The organism is Streptomyces sp. NPDC030799 (assembly GCF_055572255.1).
In genome coordinates this window covers 99406-119995 of record NZ_JBVIDS010000017.1, presented here as the reverse complement: position 1 = coordinate 119995, position 20590 = coordinate 99406, and the positions used below count along the sequence as shown (strand labels likewise).

The window sequence follows — 20590 nt, the reverse complement described above, 5'->3', positions numbered from 1 at the left end:
GGGCCCTGCTGGTCCGCACGGAGGGGGACGCGCCCTGACCGACCAGGTGCAGCGCCGCCGCTCGGCGTTCACGGCGGCGTGGCCCGCGCCCGACCGGCCCCTGTTCGCCCGCCCTCTGACGTCCTTCGTCGAAGCCCTCGGCGGCCTGCCGAACCGAGAGAACTGGAACCCGCCCGCCGGCTCCGGCACACACCACCGGCCCAACCTGGGGGCTCAGCCGCGGGATCTGAGCCGCCGGAGCATTCGCGCGTCCTGGAAGCCGACCGAGCGGGCCGCCGATTCGACCGTCGCGCCCTGGCCGATGAGGTGTTCGGCCCGCTCGACGCGCAGGAGTTGCTGGTAGCGCAACGGGGTCAGGGCCGTCGACTCCGTGAAGCGGCGAGTCAGTGTGCGTTCGCTGACGCCGACGGCAGAGGCGAGATCGGCCAGGCCCAGGTGCTCGGTGAAGCGGGAGTAATGGCGATGGCCATCAACGTCGCCAAGTACCGGGCCGCCGAGGAATTCTGCCGGCCCAGGGGCTGGGGCCTCGTGGCCACGGACGGCAACCGCACCCGCCGACTGCTCGAACACCGCACGGGCGACCCACGTCTGGAGACGGCGCTGGCCGCCGCCCTCGATGCGCAGGGAGAACTCATCTGGCCGCAGGTCATAACCGCAGCTGATTCCCTGCCCCTGGACACGTTGGGCCTGTGTTCCTTGATCCTCAAGCGTGGCTGGACATGGCATAGCCGCCCCTACCGGCTCCGCCCGGCCCCACCATCAAACGGCCCCAGCACTCCATCGGACCCGGTGATGCCCGCACTCGACCGTCTCCCCGGGGAGACCGGTCCGGCGCCCTCCCCCACGCGCATCGCCCCTTCCCCGGAGGGGATCGAACTTGCCCGCACTCCCGCCGGCGGCTGGACCCGGGAGCAGCTCGCCGACTGGGGCGTCCCCTGGCCTCCGCCCAAAGGCTGGAAGGAGCACCTCATCACCGGGTGGCAAGCCGAGTAGCCCAGGAACTTCTCAGGAACCGGCCCGGCCGGGGGGCCCGCCCGTCACTCAGCGGATGACTCCGCCGCTGCCTCAGGAAGAGGTCCCGGGGTCGGGTGCCGGTAAGAACGCTGTCACCGATCCTGCTGGCTTAGAGGTCGTCTCGATTGGTGCGTATGACCTGGGGCGATGGCTCTGTGGCCCTTGTCTGCCGACCTGCCATGATCATCTCGACGTGTTCCATGGTGGGAGGCAAGAGATGGCGATACTGCTGCCCGATGGGCTGGCTACGCCGGCGCTCGTGGTCGATCCGGATGTGCTGGAAGGCAACATCTCGCGGATGGCCGAGGCTTCGCGGGCTCAAGGGTTTGCCCTGCGTCCGCATGCCAAGGCCCATAAGTGCGCGCAGATCGGGGACCTTCAGCTTCAGGCTGGTGCGCGCGGGCTGTCGGTGGCCACGATCGGGGAAGCCGAGGCATTTGCCCGGGTTGGTGTGGACGACCTGTTCATCGCGTACCCGGTGTGGCTCGATGCCGACAAGGCGCAGCGGCTGCGCCGACTGGCGGACCGCGTTGCTCTGAGAGTCGGCGTGGAGTCGGTCGAAGGCGCGCAGCGGCTGGGGGACGCCGTGCGTGGCAGCGACCGGCCGGTCGAGGTTCTTGTCGAGGTCGACAGCGGGAGCCGTCGCACGGGAGTGCAGCCTCACGTGGCTGGTGAGGTGGGGAAGGCGGCGGCCGATGCGGGACTCATTGTTGCGGGCGTGTTCACGTTCCCGGGACACGGCTATGGTCACGACGCACGGGCACGTGAGCGCGCCGCACGAGACGAGGAGCGCACGCTGGGCCAGGCTGCGCAGGTGCTGCGGGATCTCGGGCTCGGCGTCCGTGTGGTCAGCGGCGGGTCGACGCCGACGGCGGGGCAGTGGCAGCCGGGCGCAGTGAACGAGTTGCGGCCGGGTGTCTACGTCTTCAATGACGCCACCCAGCTGGCCATCGGCACCTGTGGGGTGGAGGACCTGGCGCTGGTCGCTGCGGCGACGGTAATCAGCGTTCCCGCCCCGGACCGCTTCGTGCTGGACGTCGGTAGCAAGGTCCTTGGCTCCGATCGGTCGCCTTGGGTGACGGGCCACGGCTACCTGCCTCAGTTCCCGCAGGGATCCATCACCGGGTTGTGGGAGCACCACGCCGTGGTCCGCCTTCCGGAAGGCGTGAGGGGACCGCGCCTTGGGTCGGTGGTCGCTGTCGTCCCCAACCACATCTGTACGCCGGTGAATCTCGCCGATGAGCTGCTGGTCGTCCGAGACCGCGAGGTGATCGACCGCTGGCAGGTCACGGCACGAGGGGCCAATAGCTGAGCTTCACTTCAGGGGAGAGACGGCGGTAGCAGATCAGAGTTGCGGCTGTCCCGGCGAAGGCTAGGAAGTGTTCGGCCTTGCGCTCGTAGCGGCGGTGCAGTCGGCGGCACCCGGCCAGCCAGGCCACCGTCCGCTCCACCGTCCAACGGTGGCGGCCCAGCCGCTGCGATGACTCAATCCCCTTGCGCGCGATGCGCGGGACGATGTTCCGGCCGCGGAGCCACCGTCGCAGGGAGTCGTAGTCGTACCCCTTGTCGGCGTGGAGCTTGGCAGGCCGCCGCCGGCGCGGTCCACGGCGAGAGCGGATCGGCGGGATACCCCTAACCCGAGCCCAGGGGGGAACAAAAGGTGTTCGTTTTGTTCTGGCTTATCGGTAGCTGCTTCCTTTTGCTCGGGGTTGTTCTGTCTCTGCCTTGCTTTCGTGATGTGGTTGGGCTGGCGAAAGGGCCTGGAGCGATACACGTTCGCGAAGTTACTGCTGTTCGCATGCGCGGGGATCGCCTCGGAGGGGCTCATGGTGGTCTTCTACAAGATCCACGCGTGATCGCTGGTGCTAGCGTGCCGTTCATGAGCCGCACGCTGCCTGGATCGATCGGATCCGGGGCCGTCGCTGGGCCGTCCGAGGACGCTCGACGGCAACCAACGCTGACAACCACCGACAGCCAAGTCGCAGGTCGCAGCGTTGGTCGATTGCACGGCCGCAGGTCAGAGACCCGGCCCTTCACTTCTTCGACTACTGGCGCCGTCGCGGTCCGCCGTCCGACGGGTCATACCCGAGCTGAGATTGGCAGCCCGTTCGAGCACAACCACATGACGTTCTTCATCGGCGGCGAGAATATCCATTGGTGGATCTACTACGTTGCCGGGAGGGCAGTGCGGTGGAACTGCGCCAGGACTGGGACGCGGTAGGCCCTCGCTGCCCCTGGTACCGAGAGCCGCGCACTGCACTGCCGTACGGGTGCTCGGGCGGCCCGGTCATCTGAAACACCGCTAGCTGGCCCACCTTCATGCGCGACCGCAAGATCGGCAACATGGCGATGTTGGACAGCTCAAGGGTGATGTGGCCCTCGAAGCCGGGGTCAATGAAGCCCGCGGTGGAGTGCGTGACCAGGCCCAGCCGGCCGAGCGAGGACTTGCCCTCCAACCGGGCGGCAAGGTCGTCGGGAAGGCTCACCTGCTCAAAGGTGGAGGCGAGGACGAACTCGCCCGGGTGCAACACGAACGGATCCCCGCCCTCGGCCCGCACGAGTCGCGTCAGGTCCTCCTGCGCCACCGCCGGGTCGATGCAGGTGTGCCGATGATTCTCGAACACCAGGAAGTCCCGGTCGAGGCGGACGTTGATGGACGCCGGTTGGAGCATCGCCTCGTCGTACGGCGTGATGCCGAGCCGTCGGGCGGATATCGCTTCGTGGAGGTCTCCGGCGGAGAGGAGCACCCGCAGAGCATAGGCACAGGTCAAGCCGGGGTTTCCCTCAGCCTGTCTAGGATGATCGAGCCTTGGTAGCCGACCGGGAGGACCCTCATGCCCGCTACGCCAGCACCACGTGGCACCTACCTGATCATCGCGAAGGAGATAGCCGAAGAGGTGCGAGCCAATCAGGACAGGGCGGAGTTGTCGTCGGTGCACGAGGTCATGGCCCGCTACGGGGTATCCCGTGGTGTGGCACTGCGCGCCTTCCACCACCTGGAGAAGGAAGGAGTTGCTGCACCGGTGCCCGGGGCGCGGTGGCGCGTGGCCTGGCGGGGCCCTCAGGTTCCGGATACTCCCCTTGCAGCTCGGATCGCCGGTCTCATCACCGAGGATCAGCTGCGGGTCGGTGACCCGTTCCTAAGTGAAATCAAGCTGGCGGATCGGCTGGGGGTGTCCAGGTCCACGGTGCGCAAGGCGTTGGCGGAGCTGGAGACCGCGGGGATCCTGTCGGCCGGTGGGCAGGGTAAGCAGCGCACGGTGAAGGCGCTGCCTGAGGACCCGGCTATTTCTTGAGGCTGGCCCGCCACGCCTCCAGTTCAGTCAGACAGACCACATACAGCCGGTTGCCACCGTGGCCCTAGTGGTGAGTGAGCTGCTGACACTTCACACACGGGCCAACCTGGGACGGCGCGCACGTCGGCGTGGGCGGCTTGGGTCTGGCGGAGGGGGCTGGGCTGCTCACGGCACCAGTCAAGGGAACGGCGCGGCCCTGGGCCGGAACCCTGGGCGGTCCCCTGCTCCCCCCGCCCGATCGGAGCCTTCCCCTGTCGACCCCTACTGTGCCCGTGTTCCGTGGCGACGTGACTGTCGAGCCGGTGAAGTCCAGTGCTTCGGACACCGACGTTCTCTTCGCCGCCCGGGTTTCGACCGCCGGCGAGCAGTCTCTGGACGAGCTGAAGAAGGACTGAGCGTTCCAAGGGCTTGATCAACTATCTGATGCGCTCGAGGCATGGCTCGCCCTGGGAACACACGTCGATGACGTTCCTGATCAATGCCCCGATCTTCGTTTTCCGGTAGTTTCACCGCCCCAGGGCCGGATGGAGCTACAACGAGGAGAGGGCGCAGAGCTCACCCGCGCCGCCCTGCTCCACGCCCGAATGGCCCCGCCCCGCACACGCTGGCCGCTCCGTTACGTGCTCAGTGAACCGATCGAACTTGGCTTGGTCATCGACAATGGCGATGACCGAGCGGGGCTTGGCCGCCCCGCCCGGCGGTGGCAGCGTCCTCGCCCAGTTCGACGACATCCTCGCCGTGGCCATACCCGAGCTCGCCGGGCACGTCCAGGCCGTGGCGTTCGACGCGGACAGCGGGCGCCTGGACGTCGCCCCCGACGCCCCGGCGTACGGCACGAAGCTGCGCTGGAGCGCGCCGAAGCTGGTCACGGCCGCCGATGAGAAGGTGCGCGGCGCGAACGTCCGCACGCTGCACGTCCTGGCGCCCGTGAAGGCCGGCCCCGACACGGCAGCCGCCGACCCGACCCCGCCGAGCGTGCCCGCCGCGCCGGTGCAGCGACGGACCCGCCGGACGGCTACCGGCGTGCCATCGAGGCGCACCGCCAGGCCGCCCGCTCGTCCCGGGTTGATCCGGCCACCGCGGAAGCGGCTTGGCCAAGGACCCCGCCCAGCGGCCGGACAGCGCCGATGAGGTCTATGACTTCATCGAAGAGATCAACGACCGCCACTTCGGTGACACCCCGGCGCCCAACCGCGGGGTCGACATCACTTCCGAAGTCTGGCTCTCCCCGAGCGAAGCCGCCGACGGTGCGGTCATCCCCATGCGCATGACCGCCCGCGTGACCTGCCCTCACTGCGCCACAACAGGAGACGAGACGAAGGTGTTGGTAGAACGGCGGAGCGCCCGGAGACCTGTACGTCACCGTGCACATCGTCGACTGGTAGCCCGGCCGCGCGGTATTCGGCCAGGTCCGATGGCTTTGTGCCATTCGTCGGCAACCCGCCTCCAACATCACTGAGGCCCGGCTACACAAGAAGGCTGGCGGCAGCATCTTGCCGTCCGCGGGGTGATGGCCGGTCGGTGGGGGAGGTTCGGGACGGTTGGTGACCATCAACGTGGCGGTGCTGCTCGCAGTCATCGTCGTCTGGCGGCTACGGCGGCCTACGCACTCCCGCAGCCGCTTCGACGAGAAGCTGACCGTCGTCATCGTCCTGGCGCTGGGAGTCCTGATCGCACCCACCCCGGCGGGCCAGGGGATCTTGAACATCCTGGGCCAGCTCGCGAGCGGCGTCACCCAGGCCGGCCGATGAGTCCCCGCACACGTACGGGCCGGACGGCTCCCGTCGGCACACCCTGCGGGGCACGGGTCTGGGGAGCGGGGGAGTGATGGCGTCACGTCGCCGGCGCTTGAAGACGAGCACGCGCAGGCAACTGCAGGTCTGGGGCGCGGGGGCGGCGCTGGTGGCCGTGGTGTGGGTGGCCGGGCACTGGTCGATGGTGTGGCCCGTCCTGGTGGCCGTGCTCGCCGCGGCCGTGGTGGGCGGGGCAGGGTGGACGCTGTGGCGGGCACACCGTCGCGCGGTTGGTCAGGACCGCGCGTGGCGGGCGCAGGAGAAGGCCAGGGCGCGGGAGTTGTCCATGACCGAGGTCGACGCGTTGTCGTGGCAGGAGTTCGAGAGGTACGTCGCCGAGCTGTGCCGGCGGGACGGTTGCAGAGAGGTCGTCGTCAGTGGCAAGAGCGGCGACCTGGGCGCGGATGTCGTCGGCTATCTGGCCGACGGCCGCAAGCTGGTGGTTCAGGTCAAGAAGTACGCGCCGCACCGGAGCGTGTCCTCTGCCGACATGCAGAAGTTCGTCGGCACCGCCCGCCTTGAACACGGTGCGGACGTCGCGCTGTTCGTCACCACCTGCCGCTCGTTCACGAGGGACGCGCTGGGCCTGGCGCTGCGCCAGGACATCGTGGCCATGCACCGCGACCTGCTGGGCTCGTGGGTCAAGGGCGCTCATCTGGAGACCCTGATCCCGCTGAACGGAAGCGGCGGCGGCACCAGGCGGCGCCCCTCTGCCTGACCGTGACAGCTGACACGCGCCGATGCAGCGCAGCGCTTGGGGCCAGGCAGAGAGCAGAAGCCATTGGCTGACACACCTCTGCTGTATCCCATGTTCCATATCTACGGTCTGGTGCCACACAAGACTGCCCGACTGGTCGCCAGTTGCGGTGTAGACGAAGGTGAGACTTCTTTATGCGATTAAGGGCCGTCACGAGTGGGTTCGCTGTGAGTGTGGCGTTGGCCGCTACAAGCGCCCCTACAGTTCTGGCGGGTTCCGCCGCCGAACCCCGGCTCCGCCTGAGGCCACGGTGACGACGCAGGACTCGGACTCTGCCCATGTCACGACGTGCGACTTCTACGCCTCCAAGCCTCTCCACAGCGGCTCTCGGATGACGGGCACCAAGGGCATCAAGACCTGCTCGGGCGGTCCTGTGGCCTGTACCAGCGAGGTGGACCTGGAGTTCTACAATGACTTCTCGAACTTGTGGATGACGGCTGGGACCGCGCGGCAGTCCAAGTGTGCGCCGCTGCTGCGGTCGTCGACCGCAGCAGCAACCTGTGTGAACCGCCCGGGTGACCCGAAGGTGGCCTGGCGCACCAGCACGGTGGGGACCCTGGTGAGTTCGGGCGGGTCCCATGGCTCGGGCACAGCGAACAGTCCCGTCTTGTACGTGCCCTGCGCGTAGGGGAGCCTTGGAAGGCTGTGTAGGTCAGTTGGCGCTCGGCTGCGGGTGTTCCACTCGCCGGAGAGAGGAACCACTGTGACCTCGGTTCCCGACACGCTATGGCGTCGCTGCGCTCACCTGGGTCGTGTCCTGCTGCCGCTGGTGGACCAGGAGCCAGGGCGGCAGGCTGACCGTCACGAGAACCTGCGGACCTGGGGCATCGACACTGCGGTGGGCGAGCGGCTGATAGAGATCTTCGCAGCCCTGGCCGCCCATGCCGGCGCCATCGACGCCTCGGTGCCAGCCGCACAGTTCGACGCTCTGCCTTTGAGGACGGTAGCTGACGCGGCGACCGGCAAGCGTGACTTCGAACTGCTTGCTGGGCTCCCGGACAGGTTCGCCGATGTCCGCGACGAACAGGCTGTCCAGCTCTTCCGGCTGTCCGCCTATGAAGGCGGACAGGCCAGCCGCCGGCTCTTCCAGCTGAGCAGAGAAGTACGTCACGCGCTGATCATTCTCGTCGAACGTCCGCTGTTCCCGGGTCCCACGTGTGGGGACGTCTTCCGCCGTGCAACCGAAGCCGATCTGCCTGAGTGATCAGCAGGCAGGCCCGGCGGGTGCAGGTACCAAGCTCCTCGCCTCATTGGTGGCCGTCGCCCCTCCCGTGGGGAGGCCAGGAGGGACGGCGCGGCCCGCGCCTCGATCAGGCGGGCCATACCGCTGACGCGGTCGAGAGCTTCTTCGAGAAGTTCGTCGGCACGACACCATCACTCAGCGAGGTGGGCGACCACGACACCCTCCTGGCGAACCTCCCCGCGGCCTGCACGACCTCATAGCCGGCGACACGCGCATCACCTCGCTCGGCAACATCCCTCACGCACTGGACAGCTCCCAGTCCCGAGTCAAATGCCGCAGCCGGACAACGGCGGACTCTTTCCCAACCTCCCGCCTTCCGCGGCCCCTGATCCGCGTCCCGACACCGGTCCCGGCCGCTTACCGTCCCCTGCCCTCCAACACTCCGCACATTCAGCCAATCCCCCCGGCGATGCCCCCCACCCGCTGTTCCCACCGCTCACGCCCAGCCAGGGGCAGAATTTCCAGACCTGGCTCGACTCACTGCGCAAGGGCGACATCTCCGGCGGTAAGCCGGCCGAGCAGGCCTACCAGAGGCGCGTGGCGGGCTTCCCCGAGTTCGAGGTGCCAATGCCAGCAGGGCAAAATACGTGAACAAGCCGAACCAACGCTGCTACCGCTCGTTGGAAGACCTCCGCAAGAATCACGCGACCGGCGACAGAGACTTCCTCTACAAGGATGACCGCCTGGAACTCCGCAAGTACGCCGCCGCGCTCGACGACCCACACAACAAGGAGATGCGCGGAGTCGAGACGGTCACCAACAACCAAGATGCCGTGCAGTACTGGCGCATCATGATGGCGGCCTACGGTGTCAAAGGCCACACCCGCTACGTTCCCTGACCACCCCAGCCCCAGGAAAGTACCGCTATGGAACCGGAAAAGATCGCGGAACTGCGCACCATGTACGTCTTCACCCCACCGCGCGGGCAGAGCTGGGGCCTGACCTTCGAAGGGTTCGAGGCACGGCTGCGTGAGCGGAATCCGAACACATTCATCCGTATCGATAACGAAGGAGACGGCCCGGTCCGCGGATCGTCGATGATCTTCGGGATAACTTTCGACGAAACCCTGGAAGGCTTTGCCAGCCTGGAACCCGAGGGCGTGTCCGTCCGGGAGTGCAACGCCCACATGGCAGCCCGGGTCGCCCTGTGGCTCCGGAACAACGTGGCACCGGCTGACGTTCCCGTCATGTTCAACACGGACTGGGGAATCGAGGAAGGCATGGAGCCCACCCTCGTCCCCGACGCCACCCGCCCACAGGTCGTGGCAGCACTCGTCCAGCACGTCGAAGAGACCGGCGGCCTCGACTGACAATGCCCCCAACCGGTGGTCGCAGAGGCGCACACCACTGCAAATCGCCGTCGGCACTTCGCCGTCGCCGCCCGCCGGCACGGTCTCTCCTTCACACGATCTCGCCTTCAACCGGGTCCGTGAGTACGCCGAGACTCCCGGCGGCTTCCAGGCCGACCTGCGTGTGTCCAAGGTCCGCCCCCGCGTCGTCCCGGTTCCCTACGGCTCCCGGCCCTCGATCTGCCCGGTCCGGGCCTGCAGGCCTGGAAGGAGGCGGCCGGCCTCACCGACCCGGTCGGCTACGCCTGGCGCCGCCTGCACAACCGGTGGCACACCGCCCTGGAGGGTGGCCTGCAGCCCGCGGCGATCGGCGACGTCGTCATCCCGCGCCCGCGAACGCGCCGTAAGCGAGAGCCGCTTCACCGGCCACAGCCCCCGCCGCGGCCACGTCCTCCCGCCTGAACGGCCACGACCAGATCGTCATCGCCAAGCAGGGCGGCTGAGCCCCCCACTCCAAGGTGCTCGCCGGCTACCTCGAAGTGGTCGACCAGTGGGAGGACAACGCCCTGCTCGGCGTGCTGCAGACGGGGCTGTCGCACCGAACGGGTCCTCCCAGGCGGCCGGATGCCCCGATTACGAGGCGCCGTCCTGACCGGTGGCCGCGTCCAGCGCGTACACCTTCTCAAGACCATGCACCTGCTCGCCCTGGTCGACCCGGTCGACGACACCTACCGGCGGCTGATGAACCGGCAGCTGGCAGTGCAGGAGTCCCGCCACCGCCTGGCCCGTGCGATCTGGCATGGCGGGCGCGGGCAGATCCGCCAGGCCTATCGCGAGGGGCAGGAAGACCAGCTCGCCGCCCTTGGCCTGGTCCTCAACGCCGTCGTCCTGTGGAACACGCGCTACCTCGACGCTGCCGTCGCCCGACTCCGCGCCGAGGGCCACGACATCAAGGACGAGGACATCGTCCGCCTCTCCCCGCTCAAAGGACCGATACATCAACTTTCTAGGCCGCTACCTGTTCAGCATCCGCGACGGCGGCCCCGGCCAGGGGGCCTGCGCCCGCTACGCGACTCCAATGCCCCCGGGGACGCCGAAGACTGACCGCTGGCACACCCGTCTGCAGCATATTTGTCGACCTCATATGGCGGGCGATCACCGAGTGTGGTGGCCTGTACCACACGTCGGAATACTGTCCTGCTGCGGATCCCGACTTCCTAGAGTCTTGCTGTGAGAGATCTTGCCCTATTGCCCAAGGCCCACCTGCACACCCACCTGGAAAGCACCATCCGTCGCGCTACGATCCGCGAGCTGGGAGGCGAGCCGCCCCACCAGAACCGGCCGTTCACCAGTTTCAGGGAGTTCGCCGACGAGCGGGCCACGGTGCGTGCGCTGCTCCGCGACTATGGGCACTTCCGTCGTATCGCCGAGGAGTTCTGCCAGGATGAGGCGGCGCAGGGTGTCCGCTATGCGGAGGTCACCTTCACGGCGGCGGCTCACGGTGAGCGCCTCGGCGATCCGGACATGCCGTTGGAAGCGGTGCTGGAGGGACTGGCTGTCGGCGGGGAGCGGTACGGCATTCGAACTCGGGTGATCCTGGACCACTCGCGCCGTCGCTCCGTCGACCGGCTGTGGCACAGCCTCGAGCTGGCCACCCGGCACCCGCAGGTGATCGCCATCGGGCTCGCGGGGGACGAGTCCTACCCGGCGGCGCCGTTCGCCGAGGTGCTGCAGGCCGCCCGCGAGGCAGGGCTGCACCTGGTGCACCACGCCGGAGAGACGGCCGGCCCGGCCAGCATCTGGGAAGCCCTGACGGTGGGGCACGCGGAGCGGGTAGGCCACGGCATCCGGGCGCTGGAGGACCCAGCCCTGATCGCCGAGCTGCGGACACGCCGTGTGCCGCTGGAGGTCTGCCCATCCTCCAATGTCCTGCTCGGACTGGTGCCGTCGCTGGCGGAGCACCCGCTGCCGCGCCTGGTCGAGGCCGGTCTGACGGTCACTGTGAACACTGACGGGGAGACGGCGTTGGCGGCGGAGTACCAGCGCGCCCGGGAGATTTTCGGGTACGGCGACGCCGAACTGGCGGACTTGGCCCGTGCCTCGGTCGAGGGCAGCTTCGCTCCATCAGAGCTGAAAGCGCAGCTCGGCGCCGAGATCGAGCAATGGCTGAGCAGCTGAGAACACTGGTTCACTGGTGGGCTCCTCTGATCAACTGTCGCGCATCGGTCTACCAGCGAGCTGAACAGTGACTTTCGGGTGACGAGGCCGGGGAGTGTTGAGTCCTGGCAGGCGGTGAAGTGCTGATGGGCGCGCGTCGCCGGCCTGGCCGGCCGTGAGATGGAACGCCAGTGGCCGGCACCGGCCGTCGGCCGCGAGGTGGATCTTCGGGGTCAGTCCGCCGCGGGACCGGCCGATGGCGTGATCGTCCGGCTCTCCGGCCGGGGCCCCTTTTTGCGGGCCCCGGCCGCGTGCTGGTGCGCCCGCACGATCGTGGAGTCGACCGAGACGGCCCAGTTGAGGTCCTCGTCTGCGTCGGCCTGGGCCATCAGCGCGGTGAACACCCGCTCCCAGGTGCCGTCGACCGCCAACATTCGCAGCCGGTTGTAGACACCTCGCCAGTTGCCACACGTCTCCGGCAGGTGGACCCACTGTGTGCCGGTCTGGAACTTGTGGGCGATCGCGTCGATCACCTCACGATGGTCGCGCCAGTGGCCACCCCGCTTCGGTGTCCGGTCCGGGAGTAACGGCTCGATCCGGGCCCACTGCGCATCAGTCAACGACACACCGGACCAACGATCCGATGATCTAAACGAAACGCCCGAGGGCCCTGCGCGCCCTGACCGCCGACGGGCAGGCGGCGCGGGCGGTCGGTCTGACCGAGGAGGCGATCTGGACGATCCGCGGTGTGGGGTGCCGCTGCACGCGCGGAAGAGCTCGGACCATCGGGCGGACGGCATGCCACCCTCGTCGGTCACCCAGGCGCTCTCCGAGTCTCCGGGCCTGCCGGGCTTTCCCAAAGCGGCGACGGTCCTGCCCGCCCTCGTCAGCGCCGAAGGGGGACTGCTGCGGAGGTGCTTCGCGTGCTCCATGGTCCAGGCGGTGAACTCGGTCATCGAGGCGGTGTCGAGCTCGGGGTCGGCCCTCGCCCCCGGCGCAGGACCTGCTGACCGGGTCCGACCGGTTGATTCTGGAGGAGAAGGCCGCACTCCTGGCGCAGCCCGTGGCGGACGCGCGCGAGGGCATCGAGGTCGAGGTCATGCTCCCCGAGAGCGGGGCGCTGTTCTCCATAGGCGGTACGCCTGCCCCGGGCCCGGTCGTACGGCCGAACGACACGGCGGAAGCTCGGGGAGGACCGGCACGGTCCTGCCTCCGCGCCTGCGGCTTCTCCCGCGGTTACGGCCGTGGGAGAGGGCGAGCGGCAGGACCACCGATGGCTGCTGGCCGTCGGGGAACCGGGGATCGGCAGGCTCGCCGTCACGGCACGGCGCCATCCAAGGCTCGTTGACGGCGCCGGGACATGTGAAGGAAGCTGCCCGGGCAAGTCCTGCCCGGGGCGGGCATCTGTTCCGTCACGCAAGCATGGTTGGCCGTGTGGGGGCACCGACCGGCCGGGGCGGGAGGGGAGTGCGTGGAGCAGGACGCCAGGGCTCTGTTGCTGTCGGAGCAGGAGGCGCGGCTGCCGGACCTGTGCGCGCCGTGGCGGTCCGTGGCGGCCATGGACACACCGGTGGACACGGCTCTCGCGAGGTGGCGCTCGCCGACATGTACGACCACGTCGGCCTGGCGAGGCCGCGCGTGGTGTGGGTGGACTCCCCGGGAGCGGCCGCTCGGGCGCTGCGTGAGGCGGGTGTGGAGGCCGAGGACCGGTGCAAGCCCCCCAACGGGTTACCGGGATCGCTTCGGCGGGCACTCGCACGTTCACACCGTGACGACGACCTTTCCACGTGCGTGCTGCACCTCGAGATACCGGATGGCCTCTGCCGCCTCGGCCAGCGCGTACGTCCGGTCGATCACCGGAGTCAGCTTCCCGGCATCGGCGAGTTCCCGCAGCGACACCAGGACCTCCTTGCTCGGTGCCGGGCCGACCAGCGGACGCAGCCGCTGGGGGACCAAGGGGGAGAGAGCGATGCCCTTCAGGATGAGGCCGATCGCGCCGAGGAATCCGCCCGGGCTGCCCCCTCCGGCGAGGACGAGTGTGCCTCCGGGCTTCAGGGCGCGCCTAAGACCTGAGACCGAGTGGTTGGCGACCAGGTCAAGGACGATGTCGTACCGTCGCCCGGAGCGTGTGAAGTCCTCCTTGGTGTAATCGACGACGTGAGACGCGCCGAGCGCGCGGACGGCGTCGGCGTTGCGCCGGCTGCACACGCCGGTCACCTCGGCGCCGAGCGCCTTGGCGATCTGCACGGCGAACGTCCCGACCCCGCCCGAGGCGCCGTTGACCAGTACGTGCTGTCCCTGCCGCAGCCGTCCCACATCACGCAGGGCACGCAGGGCGGTGTTCCCCGCCAGTGGCAGGGCCGCCGCCTGCTCGAAGGTCAGTTTGGCGGGCTTGAGCTCCACCGCGGTGTCCGGTACGCACACGTACTCCGCGAAGGTCCCGTCGACTTCACCGAACACCTCGTCGCCGGGGCGGATCTGCTGCACGTTCCGGCCGACGGCCTCCACTTCTCCCGCGAAGTCCCGGCCCCGGATCCTGGCGCGGGGCGCGCGAAGCCCCAGTGCCAGGCGGGCCAGGTACGGGTCGCCGCGCATTTGGTGCCAGTCGTAGGCGTTCACCGCGGCCGCCCGCACCCGCACCAGCACCTCTCCGTCGGAGGGCACCGGTTTGTCGACGTCCGCTACTTCCAGCACGTCCGGTGAGCCGTACCGGTACTGAACGACTGCCCTCATGAACCTCTCCCCCTCGTGGTGTACTGGGCAGGCTAGGGCGAGCCCGCCCGGCCGGACATCGGGGACATGCCGTAGTCCTGGGGGAGGAGAGCCGATGGCCGTCGATCGGTGGCGGCCTTTGCCGACTCTGGTACGCGGCGGCCGCTCATGGTGGAGCCGCGGCCAGGGGACGCGAGGTTCTGGGAACTGCAGTTCGGCTGTGCAGTCCACTCCACGTCGGAGGTCCTCTTCCCGTGGCCGGTCGGCCTCCACCGGGTCTGCATGGCTCGCCTCGTGGGCTGGACTCAGCCCGACGGTGCGCAGGTCGAACCGCACCTTGCGCTTTGGGCGCATCTCCAGACGAACACGCCTCATCGATGTCGTTCGGCCAGGCGGACCCCACGTCCACATGGCCGAGCTCCACGCGTATCCCGGGGAGCGCCCGCGGGGCCGGGCTCGGGGAGAGCAGGGCGGTGAGGGACCGGCAAAGGCCGTTCTCGTCGCCTTCAGGATGCTTCGCGTGCAGGCGGTGAGGCCGGGGGTCCTGGACGAGGACCCAGCTCAGGTCCCAGACGCCGGTGCGACGGCCCCGTACGACCGCGACGGGGTCCACGACCGTGCAGTGGTAGGTCACCCGGACGGGGAAACGCGCCGCGGAGTCGGATGTGCGCAGGTGCCATGTCGCGAACAGCCGCACGTCGGGGCGGACGTCGACCAGGGTCACAGCGGTGGCCCGCGCCGTGTCGACGGCCCCCGTCCGGTGTTCCCCGTCGATCTCGTGCACGAGGATCTCACCCGCCCCCGCGACCAGCGGAGCGCGCCGCTCGCGCCACGCGCTCCACCGCAGCCGGGGCCGCAGTTCGCGGTGGCAGAGGATCGGGTACCGGCTCGTCACGCCGCCGCCTCCTTCAGTACTGCAGGGCCGTGGCCACGTCCCCGCCGATGCGCTTGACCGCCGCGAGGTCGAGACCGTAGTGGACGTAGCGGCCGTTGCGTTCCACGCGCACGAGCCCCAGGTCGCGCAGGGTGCGAAGGTGACGGGAGACCTGGGGGCGAGTCATCGACAGCCGGTCCGCGAGGTCGGCCGTGGTCATCGCCTGGCGGGCGATGAGCCGGCACAGCCGGACCCGGCGAGGATCGGTGAGCGCCAGCATGCGGCTGCGGGCCAGGGTGACCCCGATCTCCGGGGCGTGGACCGGGAAGTGGACGACTGGTGGGAGCCCCGGTTCGTCCTTCACCAGCAGGTGCGGAGCTCCGTATTGGGTGGGGATGAGCAGGATCGGCGTACGGGCCGGGCTGATCACCGCGTGGTGCACCTTGTCGAAGACGACCCGCGACGGACCAGCCGGCCGCGCGCTGGACGGGCTGAGCGAGAGCAGGGCCGCCTCCGGTCCCTCGTCCGCGAGTCGCTGCCGCACGAGGTGCGCGGCACGGGCGAGCGCGGGCTCGGTCGTCGCCCACAGGTCGGCGAAGAAGACGCCGCGGCACAGGTCGAGGAAGGCGAGGATGTCGGTGCGCAGTTGCTCCGGGTCGCGCAGCAGGTCTTCGGCGAGGGTCGGGTGCGGTTCCGGCAGACCGGAGGCCGCCCGGCGCAGCGCGGCGGCCTGTGCCGGGTCGTGGAGCAGGCGGCTGAAGCCGAAGCCGCGGTAGCCGCTGGCACAGGTGTGGGCGGTGAGTTCGGCGAACCGGTCCGTCGTCAGTTCCGGCAGGGGCGCGTTCAGCCCCGGGTAGAAGCCACGCCAACGCAGCGCCGTCCACAGCGGGGAGAAGCGACGCAGGCCGGCTCGGAACGCGGGCGGGGCGTCGCGGGTGGTCTCCTCGGCCCAGGGCGCGTGTTCGGTGTGGTGGGCGTGTTCTGTCAGGACGTGCAGGCTCGCTGCCAGTTCCGCGAGCGGCGACACGGTGACGGTGAAGCGGTCGGGGGCGGCCCCTTCCAGGACGATCACGACCGGCATGACGAGAAGTGTAGGATCGCGGGCTGCTCACGTCAGCACCTCGGCTCCCGCAGCGATCTGTGCGAACTCCGCTCGCACGGCCGCCAACAGCTCCTCGTCCGTGAGCAGTTCGGCGACTACGCGAGCCAGACCGGTCGCCGCGATCTCGGTGCGGTCGTGGGCGAGCGAGGTCGCCGCCGCCTCGCGCATCGCCTCGGAGTGGGCGGGCGTACCCGGCTCGGCGATCTGGATGTACGGGTGGATCACCGGCAGAAGCTGCGAGAGGTTGCCGATGTCGGAGGAACCGGCGGGGCTGTCCGGACCGGCGGGCGCGATGTCCAGGCCCAGTGCGCGCACGGCTTGCCCGAACCGTTCGGCGAGCACGGTGCTGTCGCGGCGCTCCGCGTAGAGCGGTCCGGTCTCCGACACCTCGGCCGTGGTTCCGGTGGCCAGCGCCGCTCCCTCCGCGGCCGCGCGAACCCGCTCGACCAGGGCCCCGGCCGATACGGCCGTACGGTCCCGTACGTACAACTCCACGGCGGCGTGGGCGGGAACGACGTTCGGGGCTTGCCCGCCGTCCGTGACGACGCCGTGCAGGCGTGCTGTCGGCGGCACGAACTGCCGCAGCGCGTCGAGGGCGGTGAGGAACAACTGGGCGGCGGCCAGTGCGCTGCGGCCCTCCCACGGTGACTTCGCGGCGTGCGCACTCACGCCGGTGAAGGCGACGCGCAGGTGCGCCGCGGCCAGCGCGTGCTGGGTGGTGACGGAGCGGTCGGCCGGGTGGAACATCATCGCCGCGTCCACGCCCTCGAACACCCCGGCCTCGGCCAGCCGGACCTTGCCGGCGCCGCCCATCTCCTCGCCGGGCGTGCCGATGACGGCGACCGTTCCCGGGTGCGCCGGCAAGGCCCGTACGACGGCGATCGCGGCCGCGGCGCACCCGGCCGCGATGAGGTTGTGCCCACAGCCGTGCCCGACGCCGGGCAGCGCGTCGTACTCCGCCAGGACGGCGACGTACGGGCCGGGCCGGCTGCCCTCGTGCACGGCCACGAACGCGGTGTCCATCCCGCCCACCGCCTCCGTCACGGCGAAGCCGGCTTCCGTGAGCCAGCGGGTCAGCGTCTCCTGGGCGTGGAACTCGGAGAACTTCAGCTCCGGCCGCGCGTGGATCGCCAGGCTGACCGCCTCCATGCGGGGACGCAGCGCGGCGAGTTCAGCGGCCAGGGCCCCCAGCGGGGGCGGCGTGATGGTGGGCATGGGGGCCTCCGTCGTACGGGTCGGGCACCGTGACGTACGGAACGAGCTGTCACGGTGTGCGTCGAGACTGCGGCAGCCGTCGCGTCGTCGGCCCGCGATTACCGCGCCGGAGGTAACCCAGGCGGACCGCGCGCTCCGGACGGACAGGATGCCTCCGTGACGAAGTGATTTCAGGGGTGTCGGCCCGGGTCCTGCCGATTGACTCGGGACGCCGGATGTCGTGGAGGGGGAGCATGGGCTCGGAACAGAGACGACAGACCTCCGTGCGGGATCGCGCGGAGGCACTCGGTCTCGGCGAGGAGCGAGGAAGTTATGCCGTCGCAGGGCTGTGGGGTGCCCTCGCACAGCTCGCACGGCGGTTGCATGCAGGGGTGTTCGTCGTCTTGCTGGTCTGTCTGGTCGTCGTCTCGCCGGGATTCCAGAAGGGCGTCATTACGACGGGACCCGTGATGCTCTCACTGTTCGGTCTCACGCTGGCCTGGCGCGGTCTCAGCGCCAGGTTCGGGCTGCGCAGGTGCTACCTCTACACGCGCGGTCTGGTGGTCACCGGCACCTTCGGCCGAGTGCGCCATGCGGTGGCATGGAGCGAGGTGACCGAGCTGAAGTGGATGGCCAACCCGACGCTCTCGCTTTCGTCCTCACCGCCGGACAGGCAGGCGATGCACCGGTCTTCACCGATGTCATGGCCCGCCTGCGTGTTCCCCGCCGACGGGGCCGGCCGCGCACCAGGCCGGACGTGGTCCTGGCGGACAAGGCCTAGTCGTCCCGCGCGATCCGAGTACCTGCGCCGACGCGGCATCCGCGCCGTGATCCCGGTCCCGGCGGACCAACGCGGCCACCGACTGCGACGCGGCAGCCGAGGCGGCCGACCACCGGCCTTCGACCGCGAGACCTACAAGCAGCGCAACACCGTCGAGCGGTGCATCAACCACCTCAAGCAGTGGCCAGGCATCGCCACCCGCTACGAGAAGACAGCCGCCATCTACTTGGCCGGACTGCACATCACAGGCATCTTCCTCTGGTCCGCCCCATGATCCAAACGAAAGCGCCCAGCTGGAGGTGCAGCCCGTGACGATCACGGAAGGTGACTGTCACGCTGTCACGCCCAGGGGTGTCACGCACCCCGTCCGGCTGTCACGACCGGGTGTCACGCGGTCGATTTGGCCCGGAACCACGGGCCCGGACCCCCATCCCGGGCCTCCTGCGCCTGATCAGCGTGACACGGCTCGCGCCCGGTTACCGTCCGCTCCTGAACAATCCGGCCGGGCAGAGCCGACCTGTGTCATCAACCCCGGCTTCCCCCAGTGGACATGCCTATCTGTGTCACTGATCAGCTGATCAGTGTCATCGCCGACCGGGACCTGGGTGGCCCAGCAACCGCCCACAACCTGGGTCCCACCCGCCCGCCCAGGCCGGTTCGTCCGGAGTGGTCCCCAGCAGCGAGTGCGGCCGATACCGTTGGGGAGACGCCAGTTCCGCCCTTACGGAGCCCTCGATGAGCGAACAGCCGGCACCCGCCGACCACGCCCGGCAGCAGCTGGACCCCGCAGCCGCCGACGCGGTCCGCGCCTACGCGGCCAAGACCCGCGAGAACGCCGACCAGCTCGCCGCTGTCCTGGAGGACATCGCCACCAACGGCCTGCCGTCGGTGGAGGACTGCACGCCGTGGGAGGAGCTGCGCGAGGCCCACGTCGCCCGGCTCGCCTCGCAGCGCCCGGCCGTCGCCTGATGGCCCCGCAGCACGGCCCGCGCCGCGCCCGGATCGCCTTCTCCGGCTCCGCCGCCAAGCAGCTGGAGAACATCACCAGCGAGACGGAGATCCACGCCCTGGACCGCGCCCTGGTCGTCGTCTCCGTCGACCCCGACGTCGGCGAGCCGATCCCCGGCGACACCGCCGGCCCCCAGCTGCGCCAGTACACCGACGAGATCGAGTCCGTGCGCGTCCTGTACTTCGTCACCGCACTGCGCACCGTCGTGGTCGTCGCCTACATCGAGGTCTAGCCCGACCAGACCGGTGCGCCGCAGCGGCCTGGCACCCATCACCGCGAGTCGGCCGCCCCGGACCTCACTGTCCCGTGCCGCTGGATCCTGACCGTTTGCCATCGGACTTTGACGGACGCGAGTTTGGGTCATCGGAGTTTGATCACCGCAGGTCAGCGACTCAGCGCACCTTCGGTGCGCGCCGGGGGCGTGGTAAAACCCATGGCGCGCTGGAGGTGCTTCTGTCTGCCCTGACGGTCATCTGCACGGGTGCAGCCTGTTGTCACCGTTCCGTCACAAGAGTCGCCGCACGGAACCCTGCCGCTCTCCCGCCCTGTCTGCACTCACGTACCACGACCACGCGTACCGCGGGGCAACAACCGACGACCGAAACCCGCGGACGAGACGACTCAGGGGGACGACAGCATGCGTCACAGCAACGGCATTCGCAGGGCGGCTCTGGCGACGACGGCGGTCACGGCCGTCGCGGCGGCGGTGACCGGCATCCTGCCCGGCACCGCCATGGCGGCGAGCACCACCACTTCCACCCCGCCGCCCGCCTGCCCGGCCTCCGCCCTCCGGGTCAGCGCCTGGCAGGCCGTCCACCGGCCCGTCGGGACCGGGACCGGGGCGGCGGTCGTGCAGTTCACCAACGTCTCCCGGAAGACGTGCGTCCTGAAGGGCCATCCGACGGTCGCGGGCGCCGGTAACGGCTCCCCCGCCCACAACACCCCGCTCAAGGTCACCCCCACCGGCAGGGCGGCCACCGTGACGGTCCGGCCGCACGGCAAGGCGTGGGTGAAGCTGACCTTCGTCCAGGTCCAGGGGGAGGCCGACGGCTACTGCGTGTCGGGCAAGGACCCGGTGACGTATCCGACGATGGTCATCGGGCTGCCGCACTCCGGGAAGCACCAGGTCGCCCTGAACGACGGGGTGTGGGCCGAGTGCGACAACAAGGTGACCGTCACCCCGGTCTCGGCGGTCAAGCCTTCCTGACCCCACCGTCCCCACAAATCGAGCAGCCTGCATGACGATCGCAAGGTTCTGACCTGGATGTTTGCGAGGAACTGCACATGAGTGCAGGTCGGGGGGGGGGGGGGGGGGGGAGGGGAGGGGAGGGGGGGGGGGGGGGGGGGGAAAACCGAGAAAAGGCACAAA

The 20590-nt window shown here is 69.5% G+C and carries 17 protein-coding genes and 6 pseudogenes; 16 read left to right on the top strand and 7 right to left on the bottom strand.

Features of this window, described 5'->3' with window-relative positions:
• Positions 1 to 213 precede the first annotated feature (213 nt).
• Positions 214 to 453, bottom strand: a pseudogene (locus ACZ41I_RS35445) (helix-turn-helix domain-containing protein); the annotation flags it as partial.
• Between the two features lie 339 nt (positions 454 to 792).
• Between ACZ41I_RS35445 and ACZ41I_RS35440 the strand changes: the two are divergent.
• Together ACZ41I_RS35440 and ACZ41I_RS35435 are read left to right on the top strand one after the other, a co-directional pair.
• Positions 793 to 993: a hypothetical protein gene (locus tag ACZ41I_RS35440; protein ID WP_468516005.1), complete on the top strand. Its 201-nt coding sequence runs from the start codon at positions 793 to 795 to the stop codon at positions 991 to 993.
• 238 nt (positions 994 to 1231) lie between these two features.
• Complete coding sequence (locus ACZ41I_RS35435) at positions 1232 to 2326, top strand: alanine racemase (RefSeq protein ID WP_468516004.1); 1095 nt, start codon at positions 1232 to 1234, stop codon at positions 2324 to 2326.
• Here ACZ41I_RS35435 and ACZ41I_RS35430 read toward each other — a convergent pair.
• Positions 2301 to 2651, bottom strand: a pseudogene (locus ACZ41I_RS35430) (transposase); the annotation flags it as partial. The gene ACZ41I_RS35435 and the pseudogene ACZ41I_RS35430 overlap by 26 nt on opposite strands.
• A 529-nt stretch (positions 2652 to 3180) precedes the next feature.
• Positions 3181 to 3761 (bottom strand): annotated as a pseudogene (dcd, locus tag ACZ41I_RS35425) (dCTP deaminase).
• Positions 3762 to 3848: 87 nt separating this feature from the next.
• Here dcd and ACZ41I_RS35420 point away from each other — a divergent pair.
• The 10 genes and pseudogenes from ACZ41I_RS35420 (at position 3849) to add (ending at position 11570) form a co-directional block, all read left to right on the top strand.
• Complete coding sequence (locus tag ACZ41I_RS35420; RefSeq protein WP_468516003.1) at positions 3849 to 4310, top strand: GntR family transcriptional regulator; 462 nt, start codon at positions 3849 to 3851, stop codon at positions 4308 to 4310.
• Positions 4311 to 4561: 251 nt separating this feature from the next.
• A pseudogene (locus ACZ41I_RS35415) lies at positions 4562 to 4880 on the top strand (FAD-dependent thymidylate synthase); the annotation flags it as partial.
• Positions 4881 to 4976: 96 nt separating this feature from the next.
• The gene (locus ACZ41I_RS35410; RefSeq protein ID WP_468516112.1) at positions 4977 to 5441 is read left to right on the top strand and encodes a hypothetical protein; all 465 of its coding nucleotides are present in this window, start codon (positions 4977 to 4979) and stop codon (positions 5439 to 5441) included.
• Positions 5442 to 5851: 410 nt separating this feature from the next.
• Complete coding sequence (locus ACZ41I_RS35405; protein ID WP_468516002.1) at positions 5852 to 6061, top strand: hypothetical protein; 210 nt, start codon at positions 5852 to 5854, stop codon at positions 6059 to 6061.
• Positions 6062 to 6137: 76 nt separating this feature from the next.
• Positions 6138 to 6821 carry a restriction endonuclease gene (locus ACZ41I_RS35400; RefSeq protein WP_468516001.1) on the top strand — a complete coding sequence of 228 codons (684 nt, stop codon included), beginning with the start codon at positions 6138 to 6140 and terminating at the stop codon, positions 6819 to 6821.
• Between the two features lie 742 nt (positions 6822 to 7563).
• On the top strand, positions 7564 to 8064 hold the full coding sequence (locus tag ACZ41I_RS35395; protein WP_468516000.1) for a hypothetical protein: 501 nt from the start codon (positions 7564 to 7566) through the stop codon (positions 8062 to 8064).
• A gap of 626 nt (positions 8065 to 8690) precedes the next feature.
• The gene (locus ACZ41I_RS35390) at positions 8691 to 8942 is read left to right on the top strand and encodes a restriction endonuclease fold toxin-2 domain-containing protein (RefSeq protein ID WP_468515999.1); all 252 of its coding nucleotides are present in this window, start codon (positions 8691 to 8693) and stop codon (positions 8940 to 8942) included.
• Between the two features lie 60 nt (positions 8943 to 9002).
• Complete coding sequence (locus ACZ41I_RS35385; protein WP_468515998.1) at positions 9003 to 9413, top strand: hypothetical protein; 411 nt, start codon at positions 9003 to 9005, stop codon at positions 9411 to 9413.
• Positions 9414 to 10070: 657 nt separating this feature from the next.
• Positions 10071 to 10496: pseudogene (locus tag ACZ41I_RS35380) on the top strand (Tn3 family transposase); the annotation flags it as partial.
• A 126-nt stretch (positions 10497 to 10622) separates the two neighbouring features.
• Positions 10623 to 11570, top strand: coding sequence for an adenosine deaminase (gene add / locus ACZ41I_RS35375; RefSeq protein WP_468515997.1), 948 nt, complete (start codon positions 10623 to 10625; stop codon positions 11568 to 11570).
• An 84-nt stretch (positions 11571 to 11654) separates the two neighbouring features.
• Here add and ACZ41I_RS35370 read toward each other — a convergent pair.
• From ACZ41I_RS35370 to ACZ41I_RS35355, 4 genes and pseudogenes are all read right to left on the bottom strand, one after another.
• Positions 11655 to 12349 (bottom strand): annotated as a pseudogene (locus tag ACZ41I_RS35370) (IS5 family transposase); the annotation flags it as partial.
• A gap of 961 nt (positions 12350 to 13310) precedes the next feature.
• Positions 13311 to 14282, bottom strand: a complete 972-nt coding sequence (locus ACZ41I_RS35365) for an NAD(P)-dependent alcohol dehydrogenase (RefSeq protein WP_468515996.1) — start codon at positions 14280 to 14282, stop codon at positions 13311 to 13313.
• Between the two features lie 887 nt (positions 14283 to 15169).
• Positions 15170 to 16216, bottom strand: a complete 1047-nt coding sequence (locus ACZ41I_RS35360) for an ArsR/SmtB family transcription factor (protein ID WP_468515995.1) — start codon at positions 16214 to 16216, stop codon at positions 15170 to 15172.
• Positions 16217 to 16243: 27 nt separating this feature from the next.
• Positions 16244 to 17452, bottom strand: a complete 1209-nt coding sequence (locus ACZ41I_RS35355; protein WP_468515994.1) for an amidohydrolase — start codon at positions 17450 to 17452, stop codon at positions 16244 to 16246.
• A 233-nt stretch (positions 17453 to 17685) separates the two neighbouring features.
• Here ACZ41I_RS35355 and ACZ41I_RS35350 point away from each other — a divergent pair, with 233 nt between their 5' ends.
• From ACZ41I_RS35350 to ACZ41I_RS35335, 4 genes are all read left to right on the top strand, one after another.
• Positions 17686 to 18486, top strand: coding sequence for a hypothetical protein (locus ACZ41I_RS35350; protein WP_468515993.1), 801 nt, complete (start codon positions 17686 to 17688; stop codon positions 18484 to 18486).
• Positions 18487 to 18947: 461 nt separating this feature from the next.
• Positions 18948 to 19181 (top strand): hypothetical protein, encoded by a 234-nt coding sequence (locus ACZ41I_RS35345; protein WP_363220118.1) that lies wholly within the window; start codon positions 18948 to 18950, stop codon positions 19179 to 19181.
• Positions 19181 to 19453 carry a hypothetical protein gene (locus ACZ41I_RS35340; RefSeq protein WP_468326960.1) on the top strand — a complete coding sequence of 91 codons (273 nt, stop codon included), beginning with the start codon at positions 19181 to 19183 and terminating at the stop codon, positions 19451 to 19453. The genes ACZ41I_RS35345 and ACZ41I_RS35340 overlap by 1 nt, the downstream gene beginning before the upstream one ends.
• Positions 19454 to 19858: 405 nt before the next feature.
• Positions 19859 to 20428 carry a DUF4232 domain-containing protein gene (locus ACZ41I_RS35335; protein WP_468515992.1) on the top strand — a complete coding sequence of 190 codons (570 nt, stop codon included), beginning with the start codon at positions 19859 to 19861 and terminating at the stop codon, positions 20426 to 20428.
• Positions 20429 to 20590 lie beyond the last annotated feature (162 nt).